This window comes from Hydrogenophaga crocea (genome assembly GCF_011388215.1).
Taxonomy (GTDB): Bacteria; Pseudomonadota; Gammaproteobacteria; order Burkholderiales; family Burkholderiaceae_C; genus Hydrogenophaga; species Hydrogenophaga crocea.
Map to the genome: position 1 here is coordinate 2850588 of NZ_CP049989.1, position 25296 is coordinate 2875883.

At 70.3% G+C, this 25296-nt stretch carries 22 protein-coding genes; 17 read left to right on the forward strand and 5 right to left on the reverse strand.

Features of this window, described 5'->3' with window-relative positions:
- Positions 1–13: 13 nt before the first annotated feature.
- A complete protein-coding gene (locus tag G9Q37_RS13420) occupies positions 14–730 on the reverse strand; it encodes a Crp/Fnr family transcriptional regulator (protein WP_166227801.1) in 717 nt (238 codons plus the stop codon).
- 109 nt (positions 731–839) lie between these two features.
- On the opposite strand from G9Q37_RS13420, the gene G9Q37_RS13425 reads away from it, so the two are divergent.
- The 10 genes from G9Q37_RS13425 to G9Q37_RS13470 all read left to right on the forward strand — a co-directional run bounded on the left by G9Q37_RS13425 (position 840) and on the right by G9Q37_RS13470 (position 11674).
- Positions 840–2786 (forward strand): AMP-dependent synthetase/ligase, encoded by a 1947-nt coding sequence (locus G9Q37_RS13425; protein WP_166227803.1) that lies wholly within the window; start codon positions 840–842, stop codon positions 2784–2786.
- The gene (locus tag G9Q37_RS13430; RefSeq protein ID WP_166227805.1) at positions 2783–3583 is read left to right on the forward strand and encodes an ABC transporter ATP-binding protein; all 801 of its coding nucleotides are present in this window, start codon (positions 2783–2785) and stop codon (positions 3581–3583) included. Before G9Q37_RS13425 ends, G9Q37_RS13430 begins: the two co-directional genes overlap by 4 nt.
- A gap of 11 nt (positions 3584–3594) precedes the next feature.
- Positions 3595–4524 (forward strand): branched-chain amino acid ABC transporter permease, encoded by a 930-nt coding sequence (locus tag G9Q37_RS13435; RefSeq protein ID WP_166227807.1) that lies wholly within the window; start codon positions 3595–3597, stop codon positions 4522–4524.
- Positions 4525–4535: 11 nt separating this feature from the next.
- Positions 4536–5612, forward strand: a complete 1077-nt coding sequence (locus G9Q37_RS13440) for a branched-chain amino acid ABC transporter permease (RefSeq protein WP_166227809.1) — start codon at positions 4536–4538, stop codon at positions 5610–5612.
- Positions 5613–5668: 56 nt separating this feature from the next.
- Entirely contained in the window at positions 5669–7006 is a 1338-nt protein-coding gene (locus G9Q37_RS13445) for an ABC transporter substrate-binding protein (protein WP_166227811.1), read from the forward strand.
- An 86-nt stretch (positions 7007–7092) separates the two neighbouring features.
- A complete protein-coding gene (locus G9Q37_RS13450) occupies positions 7093–7902 on the forward strand; it encodes an ABC transporter ATP-binding protein (protein WP_166227813.1) in 810 nt (269 codons plus the stop codon).
- Positions 7902–9149, forward strand: a complete 1248-nt coding sequence (locus tag G9Q37_RS13455; protein ID WP_166227815.1) for a phenylacetate--CoA ligase family protein — start codon at positions 7902–7904, stop codon at positions 9147–9149. Before G9Q37_RS13450 ends, G9Q37_RS13455 begins: the two co-directional genes overlap by 1 nt.
- 130 nt (positions 9150–9279) lie before the next feature.
- Positions 9280–10263: a tripartite tricarboxylate transporter substrate-binding protein gene (locus G9Q37_RS13460; RefSeq protein ID WP_166227817.1), complete on the forward strand. Its 984-nt coding sequence runs from the start codon at positions 9280–9282 to the stop codon at positions 10261–10263.
- A 23-nt stretch (positions 10264–10286) separates the two neighbouring features.
- Complete coding sequence (locus tag G9Q37_RS13465; protein WP_205710647.1) at positions 10287–10658, forward strand: hypothetical protein; 372 nt, start codon at positions 10287–10289, stop codon at positions 10656–10658.
- Positions 10655–11674 (forward strand): tripartite tricarboxylate transporter substrate binding protein, encoded by a 1020-nt coding sequence (locus G9Q37_RS13470; RefSeq protein ID WP_166227819.1) that lies wholly within the window; start codon positions 10655–10657, stop codon positions 11672–11674. Before G9Q37_RS13465 ends, G9Q37_RS13470 begins: the two co-directional genes overlap by 4 nt.
- Here G9Q37_RS13470 and G9Q37_RS13475 read toward each other — a convergent pair.
- Complete coding sequence (locus G9Q37_RS13475; protein ID WP_166227821.1) at positions 11671–11997, reverse strand: DUF1840 domain-containing protein; 327 nt, start codon at positions 11995–11997, stop codon at positions 11671–11673. The genes G9Q37_RS13470 and G9Q37_RS13475 overlap by 4 nt on opposite strands.
- Before the next feature lie 143 nt (positions 11998–12140).
- Between G9Q37_RS13475 and G9Q37_RS13480 the strand changes: the two genes are divergently transcribed.
- Genes G9Q37_RS13480 through G9Q37_RS13505 form a run of 6 tightly spaced genes read left to right on the forward strand, consistent with a single transcriptional unit; the run spans position 12141 to position 19060 of the window.
- Positions 12141–14498 (forward strand): bifunctional salicylyl-CoA 5-hydroxylase/oxidoreductase, encoded by a 2358-nt coding sequence (locus G9Q37_RS13480; RefSeq protein WP_166227823.1) that lies wholly within the window; start codon positions 12141–12143, stop codon positions 14496–14498.
- Positions 14495–15001, forward strand: a complete 507-nt coding sequence (locus G9Q37_RS13485; RefSeq protein WP_205710648.1) for a MarR family winged helix-turn-helix transcriptional regulator — start codon at positions 14495–14497, stop codon at positions 14999–15001. The genes G9Q37_RS13480 and G9Q37_RS13485 overlap by 4 nt, the downstream gene beginning before the upstream one ends.
- Entirely contained in the window at positions 14998–15849 is an 852-nt protein-coding gene (locus G9Q37_RS13490) for an enoyl-CoA hydratase family protein (RefSeq protein WP_166227825.1), read from the forward strand. The genes G9Q37_RS13485 and G9Q37_RS13490 overlap by 4 nt, the downstream gene beginning before the upstream one ends.
- 12 nt (positions 15850–15861) lie before the next feature.
- A complete protein-coding gene (locus G9Q37_RS13495) occupies positions 15862–17061 on the forward strand; it encodes an acyl-CoA dehydrogenase family protein (RefSeq protein ID WP_166227827.1) in 1200 nt (399 codons plus the stop codon).
- On the forward strand, positions 17058–18665 hold the full coding sequence (locus G9Q37_RS13500) for an AMP-binding protein (protein WP_166227829.1): 1608 nt from the start codon (positions 17058–17060) through the stop codon (positions 18663–18665). The genes G9Q37_RS13495 and G9Q37_RS13500 overlap by 4 nt, the downstream gene beginning before the upstream one ends.
- Positions 18662–19060: a RidA family protein gene (locus G9Q37_RS13505; RefSeq protein WP_166227831.1), complete on the forward strand. Its 399-nt coding sequence runs from the start codon at positions 18662–18664 to the stop codon at positions 19058–19060. The genes G9Q37_RS13500 and G9Q37_RS13505 overlap by 4 nt, the downstream gene beginning before the upstream one ends.
- A 27-nt stretch (positions 19061–19087) precedes the next feature.
- Here G9Q37_RS13505 and G9Q37_RS13510 read toward each other — a convergent pair whose 3' ends face one another.
- From G9Q37_RS13510 to G9Q37_RS13520, 3 genes are all read right to left on the reverse strand, one after another.
- Entirely contained in the window at positions 19088–20293 is a 1206-nt protein-coding gene (locus tag G9Q37_RS13510; RefSeq protein WP_166227833.1) for a sensor histidine kinase, read from the reverse strand.
- 67 nt (positions 20294–20360) lie between these two features.
- Positions 20361–21515, reverse strand: a complete 1155-nt coding sequence (locus G9Q37_RS13515; RefSeq protein WP_166227835.1) for an ABC transporter substrate-binding protein — start codon at positions 21513–21515, stop codon at positions 20361–20363.
- Positions 21516–22065: 550 nt separating this feature from the next.
- On the reverse strand, positions 22066–24216 hold the full coding sequence (locus tag G9Q37_RS13520) for a TonB-dependent receptor family protein (RefSeq protein ID WP_166227837.1): 2151 nt from the start codon (positions 24214–24216) through the stop codon (positions 22066–22068).
- 209 nt (positions 24217–24425) lie between these two features.
- On the opposite strand from G9Q37_RS13520, the gene thiD reads away from it, so the two are divergent.
- The gene (gene thiD, locus G9Q37_RS13525) at positions 24426–25235 is read left to right on the forward strand and encodes a bifunctional hydroxymethylpyrimidine kinase/phosphomethylpyrimidine kinase (protein ID WP_166227838.1); all 810 of its coding nucleotides are present in this window, start codon (positions 24426–24428) and stop codon (positions 25233–25235) included.
- The last annotated feature ends 61 nt before the right edge of the window (positions 25236–25296 follow it).

The window sequence follows — 25296 nt, forward strand, 5'->3', positions numbered from 1 at the left end:
GCGCGCTCTGCGCCTACCCCAGATCGCCCGAGCGCAGCGCCTGCAGATCGAGCACGCGCAGCCCGCCGTACTCGATGCGGATCCAGCCCTTGGACTGCAGCGTGCGCAGCGCCTCGTTCACGCGCTGGCGCGACAGGCCCACGAGGTAGGCCAGCTCCTGCTGCGTGATGCGCAGCACCCCGCCCACGTTGGGTGAGAGCAGCGGATGGAACAGCGCGGCCAGGTTGCGCGCCACGCGCAGGTCGGGGTTGTTGAGGCGGTCGATCTCGCGCGCCGCGATGAACTGGCCCAGACGCTCGTTGAGCTGGTGCATCACGAAGCGGTTGAAGCCGATCGAGTGGTCGAGCAGCCAGTCGAAGGTCTCCACCGGCAGGCCCGCGATCAGGCTCGGCCGCAAGGCCTGGATGTTGTAGCGGTAATGCTCGTGCTTGAGCACCGTGCCCTCGCCGAACCAGCCGCCCGGGGCCACGCCCGTGAAGGTGATGGCCGGGCCCTGCGAGTCGTCGTTGCTCATCTTGAGCAGGCCGTCGATCAGGCCGAACCACAGCGTCACGGGCCGGCCGAAGCGGCAGATGGTGTCGCCCGCCTCGGCCATGCCCACCTCGAGCGCATCGATCGCGCGCTCGCGCGCCTCGCCCGAGAGCTGCGGCAACCAGGGAATGCTGTCGAGCTCGGCCACCGTGGGCCGGCGCGCGCGTTCGCGGATCGAGCCGCGTCGGGCAGGGAACATGGGGAAAGTCCTAGCAGGGTAGACCCTGGATTGTCGTCGAACCGACAACACGACGTCAAAGCGGCGCCTACCATGCGCAGCAACGGATCCCGCACAGGAGACATACGGCATGCAGTCCACGTTCCCCCAGCGCCTGCTGGAGCACGCCCGGCAACGGCCCGACGCGCCGGCCATGCGCGAGAAGGAGTACGGCATCTGGCAGACCACGAGCTGGTCGCAGATGGCGCAACTCGTCGAGGCGGTCGCCTGCGGCCTGCACCAGGCCGGGCTGCAGCGCGGCGAGCACCTGGTGGTCATCGGGGCCAACCGCCCGCGCCTGTACGCCGCCATGCTGGCCGCACAGTCGCTGGGCGCCATCCCCGTGCCGCTCTACCAGGACGCGGTGGCCGCCGAGTGCGTGTTCCCGCTCACCAACGCCGAGGTGCGCTTCGCCATCGTCGAAGACCAGGAACAGGTCGACAAGATGCTCGAGGTGCGCGAGCAGTGCCCCGCGCTGAGCCACGTCTACTACGACGACCCGCGCGGCCTGCGCAACTACGACCAGCCCGGCCTGCACAGCCTGGACGCGCTGATCGAGGCCGGCCGCACGCACGCCCAGGCCCACCCCGGCCTGTTCGCGCAGCAGGTGGCCCAGGGCCAGCCCGACGACGTGGCCGCCATGTTCTTCACCAGCGGCACCACGGGCAACCCCAAGGGCGTGGTGCACACCCACCGCTCGCTGCTCGACCGCGCGGCCGCGGGTTCGCGCTTCGACAGGCTCGGCCCGCAGGACGAGGTGCTGGCCTACCTGCCGCCGGCCTGGGTCGGCCAGAACATCTTCTCGTACGCGCAGTGGCTGGTCACGGGCTACGTGGTGAACTGCCCCGAGAGCAGCGGCACCGTCACCATCGACCTCAAAGAGATCGGCCCCACCTACTACTTCGCGCCGCCGCGCGTGTTCGAGGGCCTGCTCACCAGCGTGATGATCCGCATGGAAGACGCGGGCGCGCTCAAGCGCAAGCTGTTCCACACCTGCATGGCGCTCGCGCGCCGCGTCGGCCCCGACCTGATGGACCGCAAGCCCGTGGGCCTGCTCGACCGCCTCAAGTACCGCCTGGGCGACTGGCTGGTGTACGGCCCGCTGCGCAACAACCTGGGCCTGAGCCGCGTGCGCGTGGCCTACACCGCGGGCGAGGCCATCGGCCCCGACCTATTCAGCTTCTACCGCTCCATCGGCATCAACCTCAAGCAGCTCTACGGCTCCACCGAGACCGCGGTGTTCGTGTGCCTGCAGCCCGACAACGAAGCCCGCGCCGACACCGTGGGCGTGCCCTGCGAGGGCGTGGAGATCAAGCTCAGCGAGAGCGGCGAGATCCTGGTGAAGTCGCCCGGTCTGCTCAAGGGCTACTACAAGAACCCGCAGGCCACGGCCGAGGTGCTCACCGCCGACGGCTGGTACCACACCAGCGACGCCGGCTTCATCGACGCCAGCGGCCACCTCAAGATCATCGACCGCGTGAAGGACGTGGGCCGCCTCAAAGGCGGCGCGCACGACGGCGCGATGTTCGCGCCCAAGTACGTCGAGAACAAGCTCAAATTCTTCTCGCACATCAAGGAGGCCGTGGCCTTCGGCGACCAGCGCGAGAAGGTCTGCGTGATGATCAACATCGACTTCGAGGCCGTGGGCAACTGGGCCGAGCGCCGCAACCTGCCCTACACCGGCTACACCGACCTCGCGAGCAAGCCCGAGGTGTACGCGCTGATCCAGGAATGCGTGGAGCAGGTCAACGCCGACCTGGCGCGCGACGCCCTGCTCGCGGGCAGCCAGATCAGCCGCTTCCTGGTGCTGCACAAGGAACTCGACGCCGACGACGGCGAGCTCACGCGCACCAACAAGGTCCGCCGCGGCTTCATCGGCGACAAGTACCAGGTGCTGGTCGACGCGCTCTACGGCGGCCAGAGCGAGCAGTACATCGAAACCCAGGTCAAGTTCGAGGACGGCCGCACCGGCTCGGTCAGCGCCACGCTGCAGATCCGCGACGCCAAGACCTTTGCCCCCGTGAAGGCCGCTGCATGAGCGATAGCAAGAAGATCGGCGAGGTCATCCTCGACGTGAAGAACATCAGCCTGCGCTTCGGCGGCGTGAAGGCGCTCACCGACATCAGCTTCAACGTGCGCGAGCACGAGGTGCGCGCCATCATCGGCCCCAACGGCGCCGGCAAGAGCTCCATGCTCAACTGCATCAACGGCGTGTACCAACCGCAAGAGGGCTCGATCAGCTTCCGCGGCCAGACCTTCAAGCACATGAACAGCCGCCAGGTGGCCGAGATGGGCATCGCGCGCACCTTCCAGAACCTGGCGCTGTTCAAGGGCATGAGCGTGATCGACAACATCATGACCGGGCGCAACCTGCGCATCAAAAGCGGTCTGTTGTCGCAGGCGTTCCGCAACCCCTTCGGCCTGGGCGGCGCACAGAAGGAAGAAGAACAGCACCGCGAGTTCGTCGAGCACATCATCGACTTCCTCGAGATCCAGGCCTACCGCAAGACGCCCGTGGGCACCCTGCCCTACGGCCTGCAAAAGCGCGTCGACCTGGGCCGCGCGCTCGCCATGGAGCCGCGCATGCTGCTGCTCGACGAGCCCATGGCCGGCATGAACCTCGAGGAGAAGCAGGACATGAGCCGCTTCATCCTCGACGTCAACGACGAGTTCGGCACCACCATCGTGCTGATCGAGCACGACATGGGCGTGGTCATGGACATCTCCGACCGCGTGGTGGTGCTCGACTACGGCAAGAAGATCGGCGACGGCACCCCGCAGGAGGTGCGCAGCAACGAGGAGGTCATCAGCGCCTACCTCGGCACCTCCCACTGAGGCAACAGACCATGGCTTTCTTCCTCGAAGCACTTTTCGGCGGCCTCATGGCCGGCATGCTCTATTCGCTCGTGGCGCTGGGCTTCGTGCTCATCTTCAAGGCCTCGGGCGTCTTCAACTTCGCGCAGGGCGCGATGGTGCTGTTCGCGGCGCTCGCGATGGCGCGCTTCGCCGAGTGGGTGCCGCAGTGGATCGGCATCGACAACCGCGTGCTCGCCAACGTCATCGCCTTCGTGCTCGCGGGTGCGCTGATGTGGGTCGTGGCCTGGCTGATCGAACGCCTGGTGCTGCGCCACCTGGTGAACCAGGAGGGCGTGACGCTGCTCATGGCCACGCTGGGCATCACCTACTTCCTCGACGGCCTGGGCCAGACCCTGTTCGGCTCCAACATCTACGCCATCAACGTGGGCATGCCCAAGGACCCGGTGTTCCTGTTCGAGAGCACCTTCCAGGGCGGCGTGCTCGTGAACCTCGAAGACGTGTACGCGGCCTGCATCGCCGCGCTGCTGGTGGCCACGCTCTCGCTGTTCTTCCAGAAGACCAGCACCGGCCGCGCCCTGCGCGCCGTGGCCGACGACCACCAGGCGGCGCAGTCCATCGGCATTCCGCTCAACCGCATCTGGGTGATCGTGTGGTTCGTGGCCGGCATCACCGCGCTGGTGGCCGGCATCATCTGGGGCTCCAAGCTCGGCGTGCAGTTCTCGCTCACCACGCTGGCGCTGCGCGCCCTGCCCGTGGTGATCCTGGGCGGCCTCACCTCGGTGCCCGGCGCCATCATCGGCGGCCTGATCATCGGCGTGGGCGAGAAGCTCTCCGAGGTCTACATCGGCCCCTTCGTGGGCGGTGGCATCGAAATCTGGTTCGCCTACGTGCTGGCCCTCGTCTTCCTCCTCTTCCGCCCGCAAGGTCTGTTCGGCGAGAAGATCATCGACCGCGTCTGAGGTACTGACACATGTTCTACAGGGAAAACGGTCAGTTCAAGACCTCCTACCGCGCCGACCAGCAGATCTTCCCGATCGCACAGGACCGCTGGCTCATCCTCGCGCTCATCGCCTTCGCCTTCCTCGCGGTGCCCATGCTCGCGAGCGACTACCTGATGCGCGCGATCCTGATCCCCTTCCTGATCATGTCGCTCGCCGCGCTCGGGGTGAACATCCTCGTGGGCTATTGCGGCCAGATCACGCTGGGCTCGGGCGCCTTCATGGCGGTGGGCGCCTACATGGCCTACAACTTCTTCGTGCGCATTCCCGGCATGCCGCTGATCCCGGCGCTGCTGCTCGGCGGGCTGTGCGCCACGGTGTTCGGCGTGCTGTTCGGCCTGCCCAGCCTGCGCGTGAAGGGCCTGTACCTCGCGGTGGCCACGCTGGCCGCGCAGTTCTTCGCCGACTGGATGTTCCTGCGCGTGAAGTGGTTCGTGAACGACTCGCCCTCGGGCTCGGTCTCGGTGAACAACCTGCAGGTCTTCGGCCTGCCGATCGAGAGCGCGGTGAGCAAATACCTGTTCTGCCTCGCGGTGCTGGTGGTGCTCGCGCTGCTCGCGAAGAACCTGGTGCGCTCGGCCATCGGCCGCGAGTGGATGGCCATCCGCGACATGGACGTGGCCGCGGCGGTGATCGGCATCCGCCCCATGTACGCCAAGCTCACGGCCTTCGCGGTGAGCAGCTTCATCATCGGCGTGGCCGGCGGCCTCTGGGCCTTCGTCTACCTGGGCGCCTGGGAGCCCGCGGCCTTCGGTGTCGACGTGTCCTTCCGCCTGCTGTTCATGGTGATCATCGGTGGCCTGGGCTCGATCATGGGGGCCTTCTTCGGCGCCGGCTTCATCGTGGTGCTGCCCATCGTGCTCAACCAGGTGCTGCCCGAGATCGCCGGCCTGTTCGGCATGACCATGTCCACCGCCGCGGTCTCGCACGTCGAACTCATGGTGTTCGGCGGCCTGATCGTCTGGTTCCTGATCGTCGAGCCGCACGGGCTGGCTCGTCTGTGGTCCATCGGCAAGCAGAAGCTGCGCCTGTGGCCCTTCCCGCACTGAGCAAGCCCGCTCCCGTTTTTCCGTCCGCGTCCTTCCTTCCAACCAGGAGACAAACCATGAAGCTTCGTCAACTGATCCTCGCTGTCGCCGCCGTGGCGACCGGGATGTCCGCGCTGGTCACCACCAGCGCCCAAGCGCAAGCGCAGGCCAAGGAGCAGTTCTTCCCGCTGCTGTCGTACCGCACCGGGCCTTACGCCCCCAACGGCACGCCCTGGGCCAACGGCAAGCAGGACTACATCAAGCTCATCAACGCGCGCGATGGCGGCATCAACGGCGTGAAGCTCACGTTCGAAGAATGCGAAACCGGCTACGCCACCGACCGCGGCGTGGAATGCTACGAGCGCCTCAAGAGCCGCCCGGGTGTGGCCCTGTTCGACCCGCAGGCCACCGGCATCACCTTCGCGCTGACCGAGAAGGTGCCCACCGACAAGATCCCGCTGATCACGCTGGGCTATGGCCTGTCGGTGGCGCAGGACGGCAACGCCTTCAAGTGGAACTTCCCGCTCATGGGCAGCTACTGGACCGGCGCCGACATCCTGATCCAGCACATCGGCCAGAAAGAAGGCGGCCTGGACAAGCTCAAGGGCAAGAAGATCGCGCTGGTCTATCACGACTCGCCGTTCGGCAAGGAGCCCATCCCCCTGCTGCAGGAACGCCAGCGCATGCATGGCTTCGACCTGCAGCTCATCCCCGTGACCGCGCCCGGCGTGGAGCAGAAGGCCGCCTGGCTGCAGGTGCGCCAGAGCCGCCCCGACTACGTGCTGCTGTGGGGCTGGGGCGTGATGAACTCCACCGCCCTCAAGGAAGCCCAGGCCACGGGCTACCCGCGCGAGAAGATGTACGGCGTGTGGTGGGCCGGTGCCGAACCCGACGTGAAGGACGTGGGCCAGGGCGCCAAGGGCTACAACGCGCTCGCGCTCAACACCTCGGGCACGCAGCCCAAGGTGATCCAGGAGATCCTCAAGCACGTGCACGACAAGGGCCAGGGCACGGGCCCCAAGGACGAAGTGGGCTCGGTGCTGTACACCCGCGGCGTGATCATCCAGATGCTCAGCGTCGAGGCCGTGCGCCGCGCGCAGGAGCGTTTCGGCAAGGGCAAGGTCATGACCGGCGAGCAGGTGCGCTGGGGCCTGGAGAACCTGGCGCTCGACCAGAAGAAGCTCGACGCGCTGGGCTTCGCCGGCGTCATGCGCCCGCTGTCCACCTCGTGCAACGACCACATGGGTTCGACCTGGGCGCGCGTGCACACCTGGGACGGCGCCAAGTGGAACTTCAGCTCCGACTTCATGCAGGCCGATGAACAGATCATCAAGCCCATGGTGAAGGCCGGCGCCGACAAGTACCTGGCCGACAAGAAGATGAGCCGCCGCGAAGCATCCGACTGCGGCAGCTGATCGACGACCCCCGCCGCGCCCGCCGGGCGCGGCGTCATCTGCAAGGGCGGCGCGCTGCCCTTGCACATGAGTCCCAAGGAACCTTCATGAGTACTCCGACCCCCGTCCTCAACGTCAACGGCATCGAGGTCATCTACAACCACGTGATTCTGGTGCTCAAGGGCGTCTCGCTCACGGTCCAGGAAGGCCAGATCGCGGCCATCCTGGGCGGCAACGGCGCGGGCAAGACCACCACGCTGCGCGCCATCTCCAACCTGCTCAAGGGCGAGCGCGGCGAGGTCACCAAGGGCAGCATCGAGCTGCGCGGCGAGCGCATCGAGAACCTCTCGCCGGCCGACCTGGTGCAGCGCGGCGTGGTGCAGGTGATGGAAGGCCGCCACTGCTTCGCGCACCTGACCATCGAAGAGAACCTCATGACGGGTTCGTACACCCGCAAGGACAAGGCCGAGGTCGCGCGCAACCTCGAGAAGGTCTACACCTACTTCCCGCGCCTGAAGACGCGCCGCACCAGCCAGGCCGCCTACACCAGCGGCGGCGAGCAGCAGATGTGCGCGATCGGCCGCGCGATCATGGCCAACCCCAACGTGGTGCTGCTCGACGAGCCCTCCATGGGCCTGGCGCCGCAGATCGTGGAAGAGGTGTTCGAGATCGTGAAGGACCTCAACCAGAAGGAGAAGGTCACCTTCCTGCTCGCCGAGCAGAACACCAACATGGCGCTGCGCTACGCCGACTACGGCTACATCATGGAAAGCGGCCGCATCGTGATGGACGGCGCCGCGGCCGACCTGCGCAACAACGAGGACGTCAAGGAGTTCTACCTCGGCATGGGCGGCGGCGAGCGCAAGAGCTTCAAGGACGTGAAAAGCTACAAACGCAGAAAGCGCTGGTTGGCCTGATGAACGAACACTTCGACGCGCTCGAAACGCGCCCGCCCGCACAACGCGAGGCCGAACACATGGCCGCGCTGGCGCGGCAGGTCGCGCACGCCCAGGCCAGCAGCCCGGCCTTCGCCGAGATCCTGCGCGGTGTGGACGCGGCCGCCGTCAACAGCCGCGCCGCGCTCGCGCAGCTGCCCGTCACGCGCAAGAGCGCGCTGCTCGAACGCCAGCGCGCACAGGTGGCGCGCGACGCCTTCGGCGGCTTCTCGGCGCTGGTGCGCGGGCCGCAGATGTCGCGCATCTTCGCCTCGCCCGGCCCGATCTACGAACCCGAGGGCGCGGTGCGCGACTACTGGCGCACCGGGCGCGCGCTGTTCGCTGCCGGCTTTCGCGCCGGCGAGCTGGTGCACAACGCCTTCAGCTACCACATGACCCCGGGCGCCTTCATCCTCGAGGCCGGCGCGCACGCCGTGGGCTGCACCGTGTTCCCCGCGGGCACGGGCCAGACCGAGCAGCAGTTGCAGGCCGTGGCCGAGCTGCGGCCCGATGCCTACACCGGCACGCCGAGCTTTCTGCGCATCCTGATCGAAAAGGCCGCCGAGACGGGCGCCGACATCGGCAGCCTGCGCAAGGCCAGTGTGGGCGGCGAGGCCTGCCCGCCCAGCCTCACGGCCTGGTTCGCCGAGCGCGGCGTCACCGTGTACCAGACCTACGCCACCGCCGACCTGGGCCTGGTGGCCTACGAGACCGCGGCCCGCGAAGGCCTGGTGCTCGACGAGGGCGTGATCGTGGAGATCGTGCGCCCCGGCACCGGCGAGCCCGTGCCCGACGGCGAGGTGGGCGAGCTCGTGGTCACCACGCTCAACCCCGGCTACCCGCTGATCCGCTTCGGCACCGGCGACCTGTCGGCCGTGCTGCCCGGCGCCTGCCCCACGGGCCGCACGGCGCCGCGCATCAAGGGCTGGATGGGCCGGGCCGACCAGACCACCAAGGTGCGCGGCATGTTCGTGCACCCGGGCCAGGTGGCCGACGTGGCACGCCGCTTCCCGCAGGTGCGCAAGGCCCGGCTGGTGGTCAGCGGCGAAATGGCCAACGACCGCATGTGCCTGCGCGTGGAAAGCACCGAGCACGGCGAGGCGCTGCGCGAGGCCATCGCCCACGCCGTGCGCGACGTGACCAAGCTGCGCAGCGACGTGGAGCTGCTGGCCCCGGGCAGCCTGCCCAATGACGGCAAGGTGATCGAAGACGCGCGCAGCTACCAGTGAGGCCCGTGGCGGGGCCGTTTACGACCGGGTTTCCCCAGGGGTCGGGCTACGTACTTTCCGCGATTCCCGACAACGGGCCGCCGAATAGCATCCGGCGGTTCCGTTCATCGATCCCTACCGGAGGTACTTCATGAAGAAGCTCGTCACCCTCGCCCTGGGCGCCACGTTCGCGCTGGGCGCGTTCGCACAGGCATTCCCGAGCAAACCGATCACCTTTGTGGTGCCCTTCGCCGCCGGCGGCCCGACCGATCTCGTGGCCCGCCAGCTCGCGGAGACCATGCGCAAGTACATCCCCAACGCCAACATCGTGGTGGAAAACGCCGCCGGCGCGGGCGGCACCATCGGCGCGGCCAAGGTGGCCCGCGCGGCCCCCGACGGCCACACCCTGCTGGTCTGGCACATCGGCATGGCCGCCACCGCCGGCCTTTACCGCAAGCTGCCCTACAAGCCGCTCGAGGACTTCGAGTACGTGGGCATGATCAACGACGTGCCGATGACGCTGCTGGGCTCGAACAAGCTCAACGCCAACACCTACCGCGACTTCGAGGCCTACATCCGCACCAACGGCGGCAAGCTCAACCTCGCGCACGCCGGCCTGGGCTCGGCCTCGCACCTGTGCGGCCTGATGTGGCAGCACGCGGTCAAGCTCGACAAGTCCATGACCACCATCGCCTACCGCGGCACCGGCCCGGCCATGAACGACCTCATCGGCGGCCAGGTCGACGTGATGTGCGACCAGACCACCAACACCACCTCGCAGATCGAAGGCGGCCGCGTGAAGGCCTTTGCGGTCACCACCGCCAAGCCCCTGAGCAAGCACCCCGTGCTCAAGGACTACCCCTCGCTGCAGGAAATGGGCCTCAAGGGCTTCGAGCTGACCATCTGGCACGGCATGTACGCCCCCAAGGGCACGCCCGCCCCGGTGCTCAAGACGCTCAACGACGCGCTCGTGAAGTCGCTCAAGGACGCCGACTTCATCAAGAAGCAGGACGAGCTGGGCGCCATCGTGGTGACCGACGGCCGCATGACGCCGGAAGGCCACAAGAAGTACGTGGCCGACCAGATCACCAAGCTCAAGACGGTGATCGACGCCGCCGGCCAGTACGCGGACTGAACGGGCCCCGGAGCGCCTTCGCCGTGATCGCGCTCCGGGTCATCGACTCTATCACCCAGCTGCAGCCCGCCGACGCGGGCTGCATTGCTTTGAGCGGTTCGCACGGGGGCCTGAGCTCCTCGCGCTACGCGATCGCGGCGCGGCCGCTGCTCTCGGTGTTCAACGACGCCGGCGTGGGCAAGGACGCGGCCGGCATCGCGGGCCTGGCCGAGCTGCAGGCCGCCGGTCTGGCCGCGTGCGCGGTGTCGCACACGAGCGCCCGCATCGGTCAGGCCGACAGTACATTGGCCGACGGCGTGGTCAGCCACGCCAACGCAGCCGCCCGCGAACTGGGCATCGAAACCGGTGTGGCGCTGCGCGGGCAGATCGAACAACTGCGAAGGAGACACGCATGAGCCCCCACACGAACCGCCAGAACCGCCAGAACCGCCTGAACCGCCGCCACCTGCTCGCGCTGGCCGCCGCCGGCGCCCTGCCCACCGCCTTCGCCCAGGGCGCCTGGCCCGGCCGGCCCATTCGCATCGTGGTGCCCTTCGCGCCCGGCGGCACCACCGACATCCTCGCGCGCACGCTCGCGCCCGAGCTCACCCGCGCGCTCGGCCAGAGCGTGGTGGTGGAAAACCGCGCGGGCGCGGGCGGCAACATCGGCGCCGAGCTCGTGGCCAAGTCGCCGGCCGACGGCTACACCCTGCTCATGGGCACGGTGGGCACGCACGGCATCAACAAATCGCTCTACAGCAAGCTGCCCTACGAGCCGCAGAAAGACTTCGCGCCCATCACGCTGGTGGCCGGCGTGCCCAACGTGATGGTCATGAGCACCAAGCGCGCGCAAGAGCTCGGCATCGGCTCGGTGGCCGAGTTCGTGGCCTTTGCCAAGGCGCGGCCGGGCCGGCTCAACATGGCCTCGAGCGGCAACGGCACGTCCATCCACCTCGCGGGCGAGCTGTTCAAGGCCCGCAACGGCATCTTCATGACGCACATCCCCTACCGCGGCTCGGGCCCGGCGCTGGCCGACCTGCTCGCGGGCGCGGTGGACGTGATGTTCGACAACCTGCCCTCGGCCATGCCGCACATCCAGGCCGGCAACCTCAAGGCCTTCGCGGTGACGAGCGCGGTGCGCTCGGCCGCCCTGCCCGACGTGCCCACCGTGGCCGAAGCGGGCAAGCTGCCCGGCTTCGAGGCCAGCTCGTGGTTCGGCCTGCTCGCGCCCGCGGGCACGCCGGCCGAGGTGGTGAACCGCGTGCAGCAGGAAACCGCCAAGGCGCTCAACGCGCCGGTGGTGAAGGAACGCCTGCTCTCGCAGGGCGCCATCCCCAGCGGCAACACGCCGGCCGAGTTCGCGGCCCTGATCGACGCCGAGATCAGGAAGTGGGAGGCCGTGGTCAAGGCCTCGGGCGCGAAGGTCGACTAGACCCCCCAGACCACCTCGACGTCCGCCTTCAGGCAGCGCTCCAGCATCTCGATGAAGGGGGCGCTGCGCATGCGCAGGCTCACGGCCGCGCCCTCGGCGGCCTTGTCGTCGTCGCCATCGGCCTCATCGGCCGCGGGTTTCTGTTCGGCCTCTTCGGCCGCCACCGCGGCGCGCAGCCGCTCGATCGCGCGCGGGATTTCTTCGGGTTGCAGCACGCCCGGGCTGTGCGGGTCTTTGCCGATGATTTCGAGCAGGCGCTGGCCGTGGGGGCGCAGCATCACGAGGTCGCCCGTTTCGCGGGACTTGAATCGGTACACGGTCATGGACGGATTCTCCCAAGGCCAGCGGCCGAAACAGGCCCGGTCGCAAAAAGATACGCCCTTCCGCCGAATGGCGCCACCGCGGCGCCCCGGGCTACGGGTTTACCCCGTTGTGGCGAGATATTTCAAATCTAAACTAATTAGGTATGAAAACCTCTCTGCAGCGCATCCTGTGCATCGGTGGTGGCCCGGCGGGCCTGTACTTCGCGGCGCTGATGAAGCAGCGCCAGCCGTCGCTGGAGGTCACGGTGGTCGAGCGCAACCGCCCCTTCGACACCTTCGGCTGGGGCGTGGTGCTCTCGGACCAGACCCTGGGCAACCTGCGCCGGGCCGACCCGGTGACCGCGCAGGAGATCGGTGACGCCTTCAACCACTGGGACGACATCGAGGTGTTCTACAAGGGCCGCAGCGTGCGCAGCGGCGGCCACGGCTTCTGCGGCATCGGCCGCAAGCGGCTGCTCAACATCCTGCAGGCGCGCTGCCAGGCGCTGGGCGTGAACCTGGTGTTCGAGACCGACGTCACCGACGACCAGGCCCTGGCCGCGCAGTACCAGGCCGATCTCGTGATCGCCAGCGACGGCCTCAACAGCCGCATCCGCACGCGCTACGCCAGCACCTTCGAGCCCGACATCGACACCCGCCAGTGCCGCTTCGTGTGGCTGGGCACCAAGAAGACCTTCGACGCCTTCACCTTCGCCTTCGTGCCCACCGAGCACGGCTGGTTTCAGGCCCACGCCTACAAGTTCGACGCCGACACCTCCACCTTCATCGTGGAAACGCCCGAGCACGTGTGGCAGGCGCACGGCCTCGACCAGATGAGCCAGGAAGACGGCATCGCCTTCTGCGAAAAGCTGTTCGCGCCCTACCTCGACGGCCACCGCCTCATCAGCAACGCCGCTCACCTGCGCGGCTCGGCGATCTGGATCCGCTTCCCGCGCGTGATCTGCAAGACCTGGGTCCACCACCAGGACGTCGCGGGCCGGCGCACGCCCATCGTGCTCATGGGCGACGCGGCGCACACCGCGCACTTCTCCATCGGCAGCGGCACCAAGCTCGCGCTCGAAGACGCGATCGATCTCGCGGACGAGTTCGAACGCCACCCCGAGGCCGACGTGGCCACGGTGCTGCAGGCCTACGAGGCGCGCCGCAGCGTCGAGGTGCTCAAGATCCAGAACGCCGCGCGCAACTCCACCGAGTGGTTCGAGCATGTGGACCGCTACACCGGCATGGAGATCGAGCAGTTCGCCTATTCGCTGCTCACGCGCAGCCAGCGCATCAGCCACGAGAACCTGCGCCTGCGCGATGCCAAGTGGCTGGGCGACTACGAGAACTGGCTCGCGCAGCGCGCGGGCACCGCACCCGCCCGGCACCCCACCCCGCCCATGCTGCTGCCGCTGCAGGTGCGCGGCGTGGCGCTCAAGAACCGCATCGTGGTCTCGCCCATGGCGCAGTACAAGGCGGCCGACGGCGTGGTGGGCGACTGGCACCTGATGCACCTGGGCGCGCGCGCCGCGGGCGGCGCGGCGCTGGTCATGGTCGAGATGACCAGCCCCACGCCCGAGGGCCGCATCACCCCGGGCTGCCCCGGCCTGTGGAACGACGCACAAGAGGCCGCGTTCCGCCGCATCGTCGACTTCGCGCACGCCCACGGCGACGGCGCGAAGATCGGCATCCAGCTCGGCCACAGCGGCCCCAAGGGCTCGACCCAGCTCGGCTGGGACGCGATCGACGAGCCGCTGCCGGCCGGCAACTGGCCGCTGCTGTCGGCCAGCGCCGTGCCCTATGGCCCGCAGAACCAGGTGCCGCGCGCCATGACGCGCGCCGACATGGACGCCACCACCGCCGCCTTCGTGGCCGCCACGCGGCGCGCCGCGGCCGCGGGCTTCGACTGGCTCGAGCTGCACTGCGCGCATGGCTACCTGCTCTCGGCCTTCATCTGCCCGCTCACCAACCAGCGCACCGACGACTACGGCGGCTCGCTCGAGAACCGCTGCCGCTACCCGCTCGAGGTGTTCGCGGCCATGCGCGCCGTGTGGCCCGCCGACAAGCCCTTCAGCGTGCGCATTTCGGCGCACGACTGGGCCCCGGGCGGCAACACGCCCGACGACGCCGTGGCCATCGCGCGCCTCTTCAAGGCCGCGGGCTGCGATGTGATCGACGTTTCTTCGGGCCAGACCACGCGCGCGGCCAAGCCGGTCTACGGCCGCATGTACCAGACGCCCTTCGCCGACCGCATCCGCAACGAGGTCGACATCCTCACCATGGCGGTGGGCGCGATCAGCGAGGCCGACCACGCCAACAGCATCGTGGCCGCCGGCCGCGCCGACCTGTGCGCCGTGGCGCGCCCGCACCTGGCCAACCCGGCCTGGACGCTGCACGAAGCCGCCAAGCTGCAAACCCGCGCCGTGACCTGGCCCGCGCCCTACCTGAGCGGGCGCGACCAGCTCTACCGCGAGATCGCGCGCCAGCAGGCGGTGCGCGAGGAGGAAGAGGCCGCCAAGTGAACGACATCGAAAACCTCGACCTCGAAGCGCGCGCCCACAGCGAGCACGCGCACGCGCTGCGCCTGTGGCTGCGCCTGCTCACCTGCTCGCAGCTGATCGAAAAGCGCGTGCGCGCCGGCCTGCGCGAGCACTTCGACACCACGCTGCCGCGCTTCGATCTCATGGCCCAGCTCGAACGCCACCCCGAGGGCCTGAAGATGAAGGAGCTGTCGCACCGGCTCATGGTCACCGGCGGCAACGTCACCGGCATCACCGATCAGCTCGTGGCCGAAGGCCTGGTCGAGCGCACCGGCGTCGAAGGCGACCGCCGCGTGTTCCGCGTGCGCCTCACCGAGCGCGGCCGCCGCGCCTTCGCCCAGATGGCCGAACAGCACGAGCACTGGATCGTCGAGGCCTTCGAAGGCCTGTCGCCGCGCGACCTCGAGCAGCTGCACAAGCTGCTCGGCAAGGTCAAGCAGCACCAGCTCGACCTCAACCACCGCCTCAACGACGCCGCCGAATGAAACACCCCATCCCCGACCACAACCCCATGCGCGGCCAGTACGGCCCGGCCGCGGCCGCCCCGAAACACTTCGCGCTGTCCATCGCCGACGGCGTGGCCACGGTCACGCTCAACCGGCCCGAGCGCAAGAACCCGCTCACCTTCGATTCCTATGCCGAGCTGCGCGACTGGTTCACCGGCCTGCAGCGCGCCACCGACGTGAAGGCCGTGATCGTGAGCGGCGCGGGTGACAACTTCTGCTCGGGCGGCGACGTGCACGAGATCATCGGCCCGCTCACGAAGATGAGCATGCCCGAGCTGCTGGCCTTCACGCGCATGACCGGCGCGCTCGTGAGCGCCATGCGCGCCTGCCCGCAGCCCATCGTGGCCGCCATCGACGGCGTGTGCGCGGGCGCGGGCGCCATGATGGCCCTGGCCGCGGACCTGCGCCTGGGCACGCCGCGCGCGAGCACCGCCTTCCTGTTCACGCGTGTGGGCCTGGCCGGCGCCGACATGGGCGCCTGCGCGCTGCTGCCGCGCATGATCGGCCAGGGCCGCGCGAGCGAGCTGCTGTTCACCGGCCGCTCGATGAGCGCCGCCGAGGGCCACGCCTGGGGCTTCTTCAACGCGCTGCACGAGCCCGAGCAGCTGCACGGCGCCGCGCTCAAGCTCGCGAAGGCGCTGGCCGAGGGCCCGACCTTCGCGCACGGCATGACCAAGACCATGCTGCACCAGGAGTGGGCCATGACCCTGGACCAGGCCATCGAGGCCGAGGCCCAGGCCCAGGCCATCTGCATGCAGACGCAGGACTTCCGCCGCGCCTACGAGGCCTTTGCGGCGAAGCAGCGCCCAGTGTTCGAAGGCGACTGAACAGCACGCACCATGGTCGCCTTCGATCGCCCCCACCCCCCGAGCCCGCCGCAGTCGCAGTGGGAACTGCCGTTCTTCGGCGAACACCACCGCACGCTCGCGCTGGGCCTGGCTGACTGGGCCGGGGCGCAGCAGGTCGACGAGCGCGACGACCGCCGCGCCTGCCGCGACTGGGTGGCGCGCCTGGGCGCGGCCGGCTGGCTGCGCTACTGCGTGCCCGCGGCGCACGGCGGCGCGCTCGACAAACTCGACTCGCGCGCGCTCGTGGTCCTGCGCGAAACCCTGGCCTTCCACTCGCCGTTGGCCGACTTCGCGTTCGCCATGCAGGGCCTGGGCAGCGGCAGCATCACGCTCGCGGGCAGCGAGGCGCAGCGCGAGCAGCGCCTGCGCGCGGTCGCCAGCGGCGCGCAGATCGCGGCCTTCGCGCTCAGCGAACCCGAGGCCGGCTCCGACGTGGCCGGCATGCAGACCTCGGCGCGCGCGGTCGACGGCGGCTGGGTCATCGACGGCAGCAAGACCTGGATCAGCAACGGCGGCCTGGCCGACTTCTACGTGGTCTTCGCCAAGACCACGGCCGACGCCGGCGCGCGCGGCATCAGCGCCTTCGTGGTGCCGGCCGATGCGCCGGGCCTGGACAGCTCGGCGCACATCGACGTGATGGCCCCGCACCCGCTGGCCACGCTGCGCTTCGACGGCTGCCGCGTGGGCGCCGACGCGCTGCTGGGCACGCTCGACGGCGGCTTCAAGCTCGCCATGCAGACGCTGGACATCTTCCGCGCCTCGGTGGCCGCGGCCGCGCTGGGCATGGCGCGGCGCGCCTTCGCCGAGGCCGTGGCGCACGCCAGGCAGCGCCGCATGTTCGGCCAGCACCTGGCCGACTTCCAGCTCACCCAGGCCCGCCTGGGCGAAATGAGCGCGCTGATCGATGCCGCCGCCGTGCTCACCTACCGCGCCGCCTGGATGCGCGATGAAAGCCCCACGCAGGGCGCGGGCACGCCGGCCTACACCGCGGCCGCCGCGGCCGCCAAGCTCACCGCCACCGAGAACGCACAGCGCGTGATCGACATGGCGGTGCAGATGTTCGGCGGGCGCGGCGTGCGCGTGGGCGAGGTGGTCGAACACCTCTACCGCGACATCCGCTCGCTGCGCATCTACGAAGGCGCCAGCGAAGTGCAGTTGCTCATCCTCGGCAAAGCCGCCCTGAAGCCATGACCTCCGCCCAGACCGACCGCTTCGTGCACGACCGCCTGCCCCCGCGCGAGGCCTGGCCCGAGCTGCGCTTCGACACGCCCGAGCTGCAGGCCATTCCCGCGCAGGTGAACCTGGTGCAGGCGCTGTTCGACCGCGCCTTCGCCAACGGCCACGCCGAACGCCCCTTCCTGCGCAGCGACGCGCGCAGCCTCAGCTACGCCCAGGCGCGCGAGGCGGTCAACCGCATCGCCAACCTGCTGGTGCGCGAACGCGGCCTGGTGCCCGGCAACCGTGTGCTGCTGCGCGGCGGCAATTCCGTGGCCATGGCCCTGGCCTGGCTCGCGGTGGTGCAGGCCGGGCTGGTGGTGGTGGCCACCATGCCGCTGCTGCGCGCCAAGGAGCTCAAGGCCATCATCGACAAGGCGCAGCCCGCGCTGCTGCTGTGCGACGCCGCGCTCACCGCCGAACTCGAGGCCACGCAGTGCGGCCTGCCGATGCTGCGCTTCAACTCCGACGCGGCCGACGGCCTGGAGGCCCTTGCCGCGGGCCAGCCCGCGCAGGCCGCGCCCTGCCCCACCGCGGGCGAGGACATCGCCCTGCTGGCCTTCACCTCGGGCACCACGGGAGTGCCCAAGGCCGCGGTGCACACCCACCGCGACGTGCTCGCGGCCTGCGAATGCTGGCCGCGCCACGTGCTGCGCGCCACGCCCGACGACGTGGTGATGGGCTCGCCGCCGCTGGCCTTCACCTTCGGCCTCGGCGGCCTGCTGATCTTCCCCATGTGGGCCGGCTGCTCGGTGTACTTTCCCTCGATCCCGTACACGCCCGAGGCCATGGTCAGGCTCATCATCGAGAAGGGCGCCACCATCTGCTACACCGCGCCCACCTTCTACCGGCAGATGGCGCCGTTCGCGCAGCAGCACGGCATCGGTGCCTTGCGGCTGTGCGTGAGCGCCGGCGAAGGCCTGCCCGACGCCACGCGCCAGCTCTGGAAACAGGCCAGCGGCATCGAGATGCTCGACGGCATCGGCGCCACCGAGATGTTCCACATCTTCATCTCGGCCGCGCCCGAGGCCGTCAAGCGCGGCGCCATCGGCACCGTGGTGCCGGGCTACACCGCGCGCGTGGTGAACGAGCAGGGCGAGCCCGTGCCCGACGGCCAGATCGGCCGCCTCGCGGTGATCGGCCCCACGGGCTGCCGCTACCTCGACGAGCCGCGCCAGGCGCAGTACGTGCAGAACGGCTGGAACTTCCCCGGCGACGCCTTCGTGCGCGACGCCGACGGCTACTTCGTCTACCAGGCGCGCACCGACGACATGATCATCACGGCCGGCTACAACGTGGCCGGGCCCGAGGTCGAATCCGCCCTGCTCGCCCACCCGGCCGTGGCAGAGTGCGGCGTGGTCGGCCGGCCCGACGAGGAACGCGGCCAGGTGATCGTGGCCTACGTGGTGCTCAAGCCCGGCCACAGCGGCGATGCCGCGCTCGTGAAGGCGCTGCAGGACCACGCCAAGGCCAGCATGGCCCCCTACAAATACCCGCGCGAGGTGCTGTTCGTGGAGCGCCTGCCGCGCACCGAGACCGGCAAGCTGCAGCGCTTCGCCCTTCGCCAGCAAACACCATGAGCCACCAACACCTCCACCCCGAAGGCTGGGCACCGGCCAAAGGCTACGCCAACGGCATCGCCGCGCGCGGCACGCAGATCTTCGTCGGCGGCCAGATCGGCTGGAACGGCCAGCAGCGGTTCGAGAGCGACGACTTCATCGCCCAGACGCGCCAGGCGCTGCAGAACGTGCACGACGTGCTGCGCTGCGCCGGCGCGGGCCCCGAGCACATGGTGCGCATGACCTGGTACGTCCTCGACCGCGACGAGTACAACGCGCGCCTGCGCGAACTCGGCGAGGCCTACCGCGCGGTGATGGGCCGCCACTTTCCGGCCATGACCTGCGTCGAGGTGCGCCGCCTGGTCGAGGCGCGCGCCAAGGTGGAGATCGAGGTCACGGCCGTACTGCCCGACTGAGCGTTCTCCCCCACGCTCCGCACGCGTTCAACCGAGGTCGAAGCCCGGCCCGTCCACCGCGTCGGTGGGCAGCGTGACACGCACGCGGCAGCCGCCGTCGGGCGTGGCGTCGCAGCTCAGGCAGCCGCCGTGGCGCGCCACGATACGGTGGCTCATGGCCAGGCCCACGCCCAGGCCCTCGAACGCGGTGGAGTGGTGCTGGCGCTGGAACAGCAGGAACAGCTTCTCGGCGCGCTGGCGGTCGAAGCCCACGCCGTTGTCCTCGACGTGGAACACCAGGCTGCCGTCGTTGCCGCGCATCCAGCCCACGTGCACCACGGGCTGCGCCACGCCGCGCGTGAACTTGGCCGCGTTGTCGAGCAGGTGGCGCCAGAGCTGGGCCAGCAGCATGGGGTCGCCGCGCACGGTGGGCAGGTCGGGGGCGATGCGCCAGTCGATGGGCGCGCGCGCCGCGCCGCGCTCGCGCAGCGACGGCAGGTGGCCCAGCACGCTGGCCACCACCGGCCCGAGCGGCACGTCCTGCACGTCGAGCTGGGCCCGGCACAGGTGCACGTAGTCGTGCATGGCCTCGACCATCTCGCCCAGGCGGCTCGAGGCCTGCTGGATGCCCGCGGCGTATTCGTCGATGGCCGCGTCGCCCAGCCCTTCGGTGCGCTCGCGCAGCAGGCGCAGGTAGGCCAGCACGTGGCGCAGCGGCGCGCGCAGGTCGTGGCCGAGGATCTGCGAGAAGCCCTCCATCTCGCGGCGCAGCAGGCCCAGCGAGCGCTCGGCCGCCTGCAGGCGGCGCTGCAGCACCTCGACCTCGGTGCGCGGCACCAGGGCCTCGCGGTCGCGCCAGCGCGAGAGGTCGAGCAGCACGGCGTCGAAACCCAGGTGGCTGTCTTCGGCGTCGCGCAGCGGCGTGGCCATGAGCAGGGCCGAGAACACCTCGCCGTTGGCGCGGAACAGGTTCAGGCGCAGCTCGCCGGGCCGCGGATCGGCCTTGAGCTCGTCGAGAAAGGCCTGCAGCGCCTCGCCGCGCGGGTCGTGCTCGGGAATGCCCAGGAAACGCGCCAGCGGCAGCATGAGCCGCGGCGGGTTGAACCAGCGCGTGGCGGTTTCGTTGGCCGCGCACACGTGCCGGTCGGCGGTGACCAGGATCAGCGCCAGCGGCGAGCGCTCGCCGGGCACGGGGGGCCAGGTGGTGACGGCCGAGGGGGTGTTCAGCGGAGCGGGCAGGTCTGCAGACGTCATGGAACGGCACAGGGCGCGCGGTGCGCAGCGCGCATCATGCCCGCATCGCGCGCGCCGCGCCAGCGCTTCAGGTGCGCACCTTGCCGTCGCCCGTGAGCATGGACAGCTCGGCAAAGCGCGAGGCCACGTGGTTGTTGGGGCCGAGCGAAATCTGGAAGCCGCCGAAGCTGGTGTCGCCGATGGCCTCGAGCCCGCTCACCAGCCCGTCCGACGAGAGCTTGCCGCCGCCGCGGCGCGCGCCCTCGGCGAGCAGGCGCGCGGCCAGGTAGCCCTCGAAGCTGGAGAAGTTGGGCTGCACCTTGTTGCCGCCGCGCTCGATGGCGTCGAGGAAGTCGCGCGTGATGGGCCGCGTGGTGGTGAAGGGGTTGGGCACCACCTGCGAGATCACCACGCCCGCCCCGTCCTTGCCCAGCGCGTCGGCCAGGGCCTGCGTGCCCACGAAGGACACGTTGTAGAAGGTGCCGCCGTAGCCGGCCTTGCGCGCCTCGCGGATGAAGGCCGCGCACGAGGCGTAGGCGCTCACCTGCACGATGGCCTTGGGCTGCGCCGCGACCAGCGTGGCCACGGCCTGCGCCACGTCGACCGAGTTGCGCTCGACCGTGGCGGTGGCCTTGGGCTTGAGGTTGCGCTGGTTCAGGGCCAGCGTCACGCCGTCGAGGCCGGCCTTGCCGTAGGCGTCGTTCTGGTGGAACACCGCGATGTCGTTGAGGCCCAGGCTGGTGAGCTGGCGCACGATGAGCGCGGTCTCGTCGTTGTAAGACGCGCGCAGGTGGAAGGCCAGCCGGTTGAACGGGGTGCGCAGGCCCATGGCGCCGGTGAACGGTGCGATGAAGGGCGTGCCGGCCTGCGTGGCCAGCGGCAGCGCGGCCAGGCTGGTGGGCGTGCCGATGTAGCCGAACAGCGCGGTGCAGCCGCGCGAGAGCAGCTGGCGCGTGTTCTCGGCGCAGCGGTCGGGCTCGTAGCCGTCGTCGAGCTTGACGATCTCGATGCGCTGGCCGTTGACGCCGCCCTGCTGGTTGAGCAGGTCGAAGTAGAGCTGGGCGCCGGCGTTGAACTGGATGCCGAGCTGGGCGGCCGGGCCGCTGAAGGCCGCCGACTGGCCGAGCACGATGCGGTTGCTCTGGGCGTGCAGCGCGGGCGCGGCGATCAGGGCGGCGCCGGCGGCGGTGAAGGCGCGGCGGGACAGACCCGTGGCGGCGGGTCGCAAGGGCAGACGGGGCATCGGGGCGCTCCTGGCAGGGGCTGGTACAGGCCCGGGTTCCTCCCCCGGGTATCAAGTCCGCTGCATGCTACCGAGCGACCGGGGCGGCGGCGGCGCGTTCGGGCGCTGCATTCGGCCGTTGATCGATTCTTTGTCCTTGGCTTGTCCGGGGGTTTCGCTCGGGGACCTCGCTGGGCGGGAGATGGGGTTCGCGGGCTCCGGCGTGCTCGCGGGCGGCGGCCCGGGCACACCAGCGCCGCGGCGTCAACACCTTGGCTGGTGCGCGCCCTCTGTGGCAACCGCGAATGGCGCCTGCGCCCGCGAACCCCATCACCCGCCCCGAAGCAACCTGGGCGCGCCAGCGCTGGTGTGCCTGCCCTTCGATGGGGCCGATGGCGCGGGTGCCCGTGCGCAGGCGCCATTCGCGGTTGCCACAGAGGGTGCGCTCAGATCACGGCGTTGACGAAGGGCTGTCTGCGCCCACGGGCAGTCGCCCGCGAGCACGCCGGAGCACGGGCACCCGCGCCATGGGCCCTGAAGAGGCACCTCCGAGAAACAAGCCCAAGAAAACTCAAAACCGCCGCACGAACTCCACCCCCGCCGCCAGGGTGCGGCCCGCGCCCGGCTCGAAGAAGCGGTTGTTGCCGTCGTTGACGATCACCGAGCCCACGTGGCGGCGGTCGGTGAGGTTGTCCACGCGCACGAACTGGCGCCAGGTCCAGGGCCCCACCACCTGCTCGAAGCGCGCGCCCAGTGCGAACAGCGTGTGGCTGGCGGCGGCGTCGGTGTTGAGGTCGTTCACGTAGACGCGGCCCGTGTGCCGCGCCTCCAGCGTGAACACACCGCCCACCGCCTGCGCCCAGGCCGGCGACCACGCGAGCTGCGCATAGAGCTGCTGCGCCGGCACGCCGGGCAGCGCATTGCCCGCGGGAAAGCGCGCGTCGGCCGAGGCCTCGTAGCGCGCGCGCAGGTAGGTGTAGGCGCCGCTCAGCAGCCACTCGCTGCCCAGCGCCTGCTCGGCCGAGAGCTCCAGCCCGCGGCGCGCCGTGCGGCCCGCGTTGGTGAACACGGTGCGCCCACCCGAGCTGCTCTCGACCACGATCTCGTCGCGGGTCTGGATGTCGAACAGCGTGGCGTTCCACAGGCCCCCCGTGTGCCGCCCGCGCAGGCCGAGCTCGGCGCTGCGGCTGCGCGCCGCGTTGAGCGCGGTGTTCAGGCCGCTCGCACCACCGGCGCGGTACGACGCCTCGTTGAGCGTGGGCGTCTCGAAGCCCTGGCCCACGCTGCCGAACAGCTGCAGCTGCGGCGCGAGCTGCCAGCGCGCGCCCACCACGGGCAGCGTGCGCGAGTACGAGACCTCGCCGCTGTCGTTGCCGTTCGACAGGAAACGGTCGCTCGAGCGGTACTCGGCGTTCACGTGCCGCAGCCCGCCCTCGAGCGTGAGCGCCTCGCGCACCCAGGCCGCGCGCAGGTAGGGGTCGAGCGTGTCGGCGCGGTTGGTCTCGTCGCGCCGCAGGTTGCCCTGCACGCCGATGGCCGTGGGCGCGCCCGCGGGCCCGGTGTAGTTGTTGTAGCCGCGGCGCAGGTCGTCCTGGCGGTCGGCGGCCAGGCCCGCGCTCAGGTCGAGCTGGCCGCCCTGCCATTCGCGCTGCAGGCGCCAGCGCGCGTTGAAGCCCCAGTAGTCGCGGTCGAGGTCGATCACCGCACCCGGGCTCGTGGCCGGGTTCTGCGCCGTGGGCGGAATGGACTGGAACTGCACCACGCGGCGCTGGCCCGCGTAGCCCATGAGCTCGATCTTGTGGCCGCCGCCCAGGGCCTGGTCCCAGGCGATGCCGAACTGCGTCTGCGCCACCGACTTGCGCGTGTTGAAGGCGATCGCCTGCGGCGTGGTCTGCTCGGGGTTGGCGTTGAGCTGGGCGCGGTCCAGGCCCTGCGGGTCGAGCGCGAACGCGGTCTGGCGGTTGAACACCAGCACCGTGCGGCCGCCCTCGTGCGCGCGCGAGAGCTTGGCGTTGGTGGTGCTGCGGTTGGCGGCCGACTGCGGGCGCAGGCCGTCGGTTTCGAAGCGGCCGGTGTCGAGCGTGTACGACCAGCCCGGCGACTGCGCGTCGCCGGTCTGGCCCGTGAGCTGCGTGGACAAGCGCCACAGGCCATTGCCCGCGAGCGCCAGGCCGCTGCGCCACTCGGTGGGCTGGCGGCCGTCCTCGGTGTAGAGCAGGATCGCGCCGCCGCTCGATGCGCCGTAGAGCGACGCGAACGGGCCGCGCACCACCTCGATGCGGTCGGCGCTGCCGAGCGGGAAGTTCGCGGCCTGGCCCGAGCCGTCGGGCGCGCTCGCGGGAATGCCGTCCACGAACAGGCGCACGCCGCGCACGCCGAAGGTGGCGCGCGAGCCCGCGCCGCGCACCGAGACCTGCAGGTCCTGCGCGTAGTTCTCGCGGTTGCGGATCACCAGGCCCGGCACGCGGCCCAGGCCTTCGGAGAGGTTGATCTGCAGGCGGCCGTCGCGCAGCTCGCGGCCGTCGACCACGTCGACCGAGGCGCTGCCGCGCCAGCGCGCCTCGGTCTCGCCGCTGCCGGTGATGACCACGGGGGCCAGGGCGCCGCCGTCGGCCACGGGCGGCGGGCTGGCGGTCTGGGCTTGGGCGCTGGCCGCGGCCAGCAGGGCGGCGCCCCAGGCCAGCGGATGCGCGGGGGCGAAGGCGCGATCGGCGCGATTCATGTTCATGTGTCTCCTCGGATGCTCGGCCCTCTGCGGGGCAGCGGCATTGTGGGTTGCAAGCCTCGCGCCACCCGCGCCGCGGGGCAATACCCCATCGCACCACCCGGCTGTTGTGTGACGCAATGGAACACCTGCGCCAGCGGGGGCGTCCCATAATCGTTCGCTTTGCCCCTGGGGCGGCACCGCCCGCCCGGCACGGCACGCCCCGCATGACCCCCACCCCTCCCCGCGTCCTCAGCATCGCCGGCAGCGACTCCGGCGGCGGTGCCGGCATTCAGGCCGACCTCAACACCTGCAGCGCCCTTGGCTGCTTCGGCACCACGGCCATCACCGCGGTCACCGCGCAGAACACGCAGGGCGTGCGCGCGGTGCACGCCCTGCCCGCGGCCCTGGTGGCGCAGCAGATCGACGCCGTGGCCGAAGACATCGGCGTCGACGCGGTGAAGATCGGCATGCTGCACGGGCCCGAGGTCGTGCGCGCGGTGGCCGGCGCGCTGCGGCGCCACGGCCTGCGCCGCGTGGTGCTCGATCCCGTGATGGTCGCCAGCAGCGGCGACCGGCTCGTCACCGACGAGACCGTGGCCGCGTTGCGCAGCGAACTGTTCCCGCTGGTCATGCTGGTCACGCCCAACCTCGACGAGGCCGCGGCCCTGCTGGGCCGGCCCATCGCCACGGTGGACGCGATGCAGGCCGCGGTGCCCGAACTGCGCGCGCTGGGCGCGCAGGCGGTGCTCATCAAGGGCGGCCACCTGGTGGGCGATGTGCTCAGCGACCTGCTGATCGACCCCGAGGGCTCCACGCTGTGGCAGAGCCAGCGCATTGCCACGCGCAACACCCACGGCACGGGCTGCACGCTCTCGAGCGCCATCGCCTGCGGCCTGGCGCGCGGGCTCGCGCTGCGCGAAGCCGTGGCGCAGGGGCGCGACTTCGTGCGCGGCGCGCTGCAGGGCGCAGCGGGCTGGCGGCTGGGCCAGGGCCCCGGGCCGCTGGACCATGGCTGGGCCCGGCACGCGCATTGACCGGGCGCAACACGGCGGCCACCGGCCGGCGATAAGCTCGGGCCCTGCGCTTTTTTTTCAC

What these genes read in the sequence shown, in the direction of transcription:
- G9Q37_RS13455 (WP_166227815.1), top strand. Translation starts at nt 7,902, where the DNA reads ATGAACGAACACTTCGACGCGCTCGAAACGCGCCCGCCCGCACAACGC.
- G9Q37_RS13520 (WP_166227837.1), bottom strand. Translation starts at nt 24,216, where the DNA reads ATGAATCGCGCCGATCGCGCCTTCGCCCCCGCGCATCCGCTGGCCTGG.
- G9Q37_RS13510 (WP_166227833.1), bottom strand. Translation starts at nt 20,293, where the DNA reads ATGACGTCTGCAGACCTGCCCGCTCCGCTGAACACCCCCTCGGCCGTC.
- G9Q37_RS13420 (WP_166227801.1), bottom strand. Translation starts at nt 730, where the DNA reads ATGTTCCCTGCCCGACGCGGCTCGATCCGCGAACGCGCGCGCCGGCCC.
- G9Q37_RS13480 (WP_166227823.1), top strand. Translation starts at nt 12,141, where the DNA reads ATGAAAACCTCTCTGCAGCGCATCCTGTGCATCGGTGGTGGCCCGGCG.
- G9Q37_RS13435 (WP_166227807.1), top strand. Translation starts at nt 3,595, where the DNA reads ATGGCTTTCTTCCTCGAAGCACTTTTCGGCGGCCTCATGGCCGGCATG.
- G9Q37_RS13490 (WP_166227825.1), top strand. Translation starts at nt 14,998, where the DNA reads ATGAAACACCCCATCCCCGACCACAACCCCATGCGCGGCCAGTACGGC.
- G9Q37_RS13475 (WP_166227821.1), bottom strand. Translation starts at nt 11,997, where the DNA reads ATGACCGTGTACCGATTCAAGTCCCGCGAAACGGGCGACCTCGTGATG.
- G9Q37_RS13505 (WP_166227831.1), top strand. Translation starts at nt 18,662, where the DNA reads ATGAGCCACCAACACCTCCACCCCGAAGGCTGGGCACCGGCCAAAGGC.
- G9Q37_RS13460 (WP_166227817.1), top strand. Translation starts at nt 9,280, where the DNA reads ATGAAGAAGCTCGTCACCCTCGCCCTGGGCGCCACGTTCGCGCTGGGC.
- G9Q37_RS13440 (WP_166227809.1), top strand. Translation starts at nt 4,536, where the DNA reads ATGTTCTACAGGGAAAACGGTCAGTTCAAGACCTCCTACCGCGCCGAC.
- G9Q37_RS13515 (WP_166227835.1), bottom strand. Translation starts at nt 21,515, where the DNA reads ATGCCCCGTCTGCCCTTGCGACCCGCCGCCACGGGTCTGTCCCGCCGC.
- G9Q37_RS13450 (WP_166227813.1), top strand. Translation starts at nt 7,093, where the DNA reads ATGAGTACTCCGACCCCCGTCCTCAACGTCAACGGCATCGAGGTCATC.
- G9Q37_RS13425 (WP_166227803.1), top strand. Translation starts at nt 840, where the DNA reads ATGCAGTCCACGTTCCCCCAGCGCCTGCTGGAGCACGCCCGGCAACGG.
- G9Q37_RS13445 (WP_166227811.1), top strand. Translation starts at nt 5,669, where the DNA reads ATGAAGCTTCGTCAACTGATCCTCGCTGTCGCCGCCGTGGCGACCGGG.
- thiD (WP_166227838.1), top strand. Translation starts at nt 24,426, where the DNA reads ATGACCCCCACCCCTCCCCGCGTCCTCAGCATCGCCGGCAGCGACTCC.
- G9Q37_RS13430 (WP_166227805.1), top strand. Translation starts at nt 2,783, where the DNA reads ATGAGCGATAGCAAGAAGATCGGCGAGGTCATCCTCGACGTGAAGAAC.
- G9Q37_RS13500 (WP_166227829.1), top strand. Translation starts at nt 17,058, where the DNA reads ATGACCTCCGCCCAGACCGACCGCTTCGTGCACGACCGCCTGCCCCCG.
- G9Q37_RS13470 (WP_166227819.1), top strand. Translation starts at nt 10,655, where the DNA reads ATGAGCCCCCACACGAACCGCCAGAACCGCCAGAACCGCCTGAACCGC.
- G9Q37_RS13495 (WP_166227827.1), top strand. Translation starts at nt 15,862, where the DNA reads ATGGTCGCCTTCGATCGCCCCCACCCCCCGAGCCCGCCGCAGTCGCAG.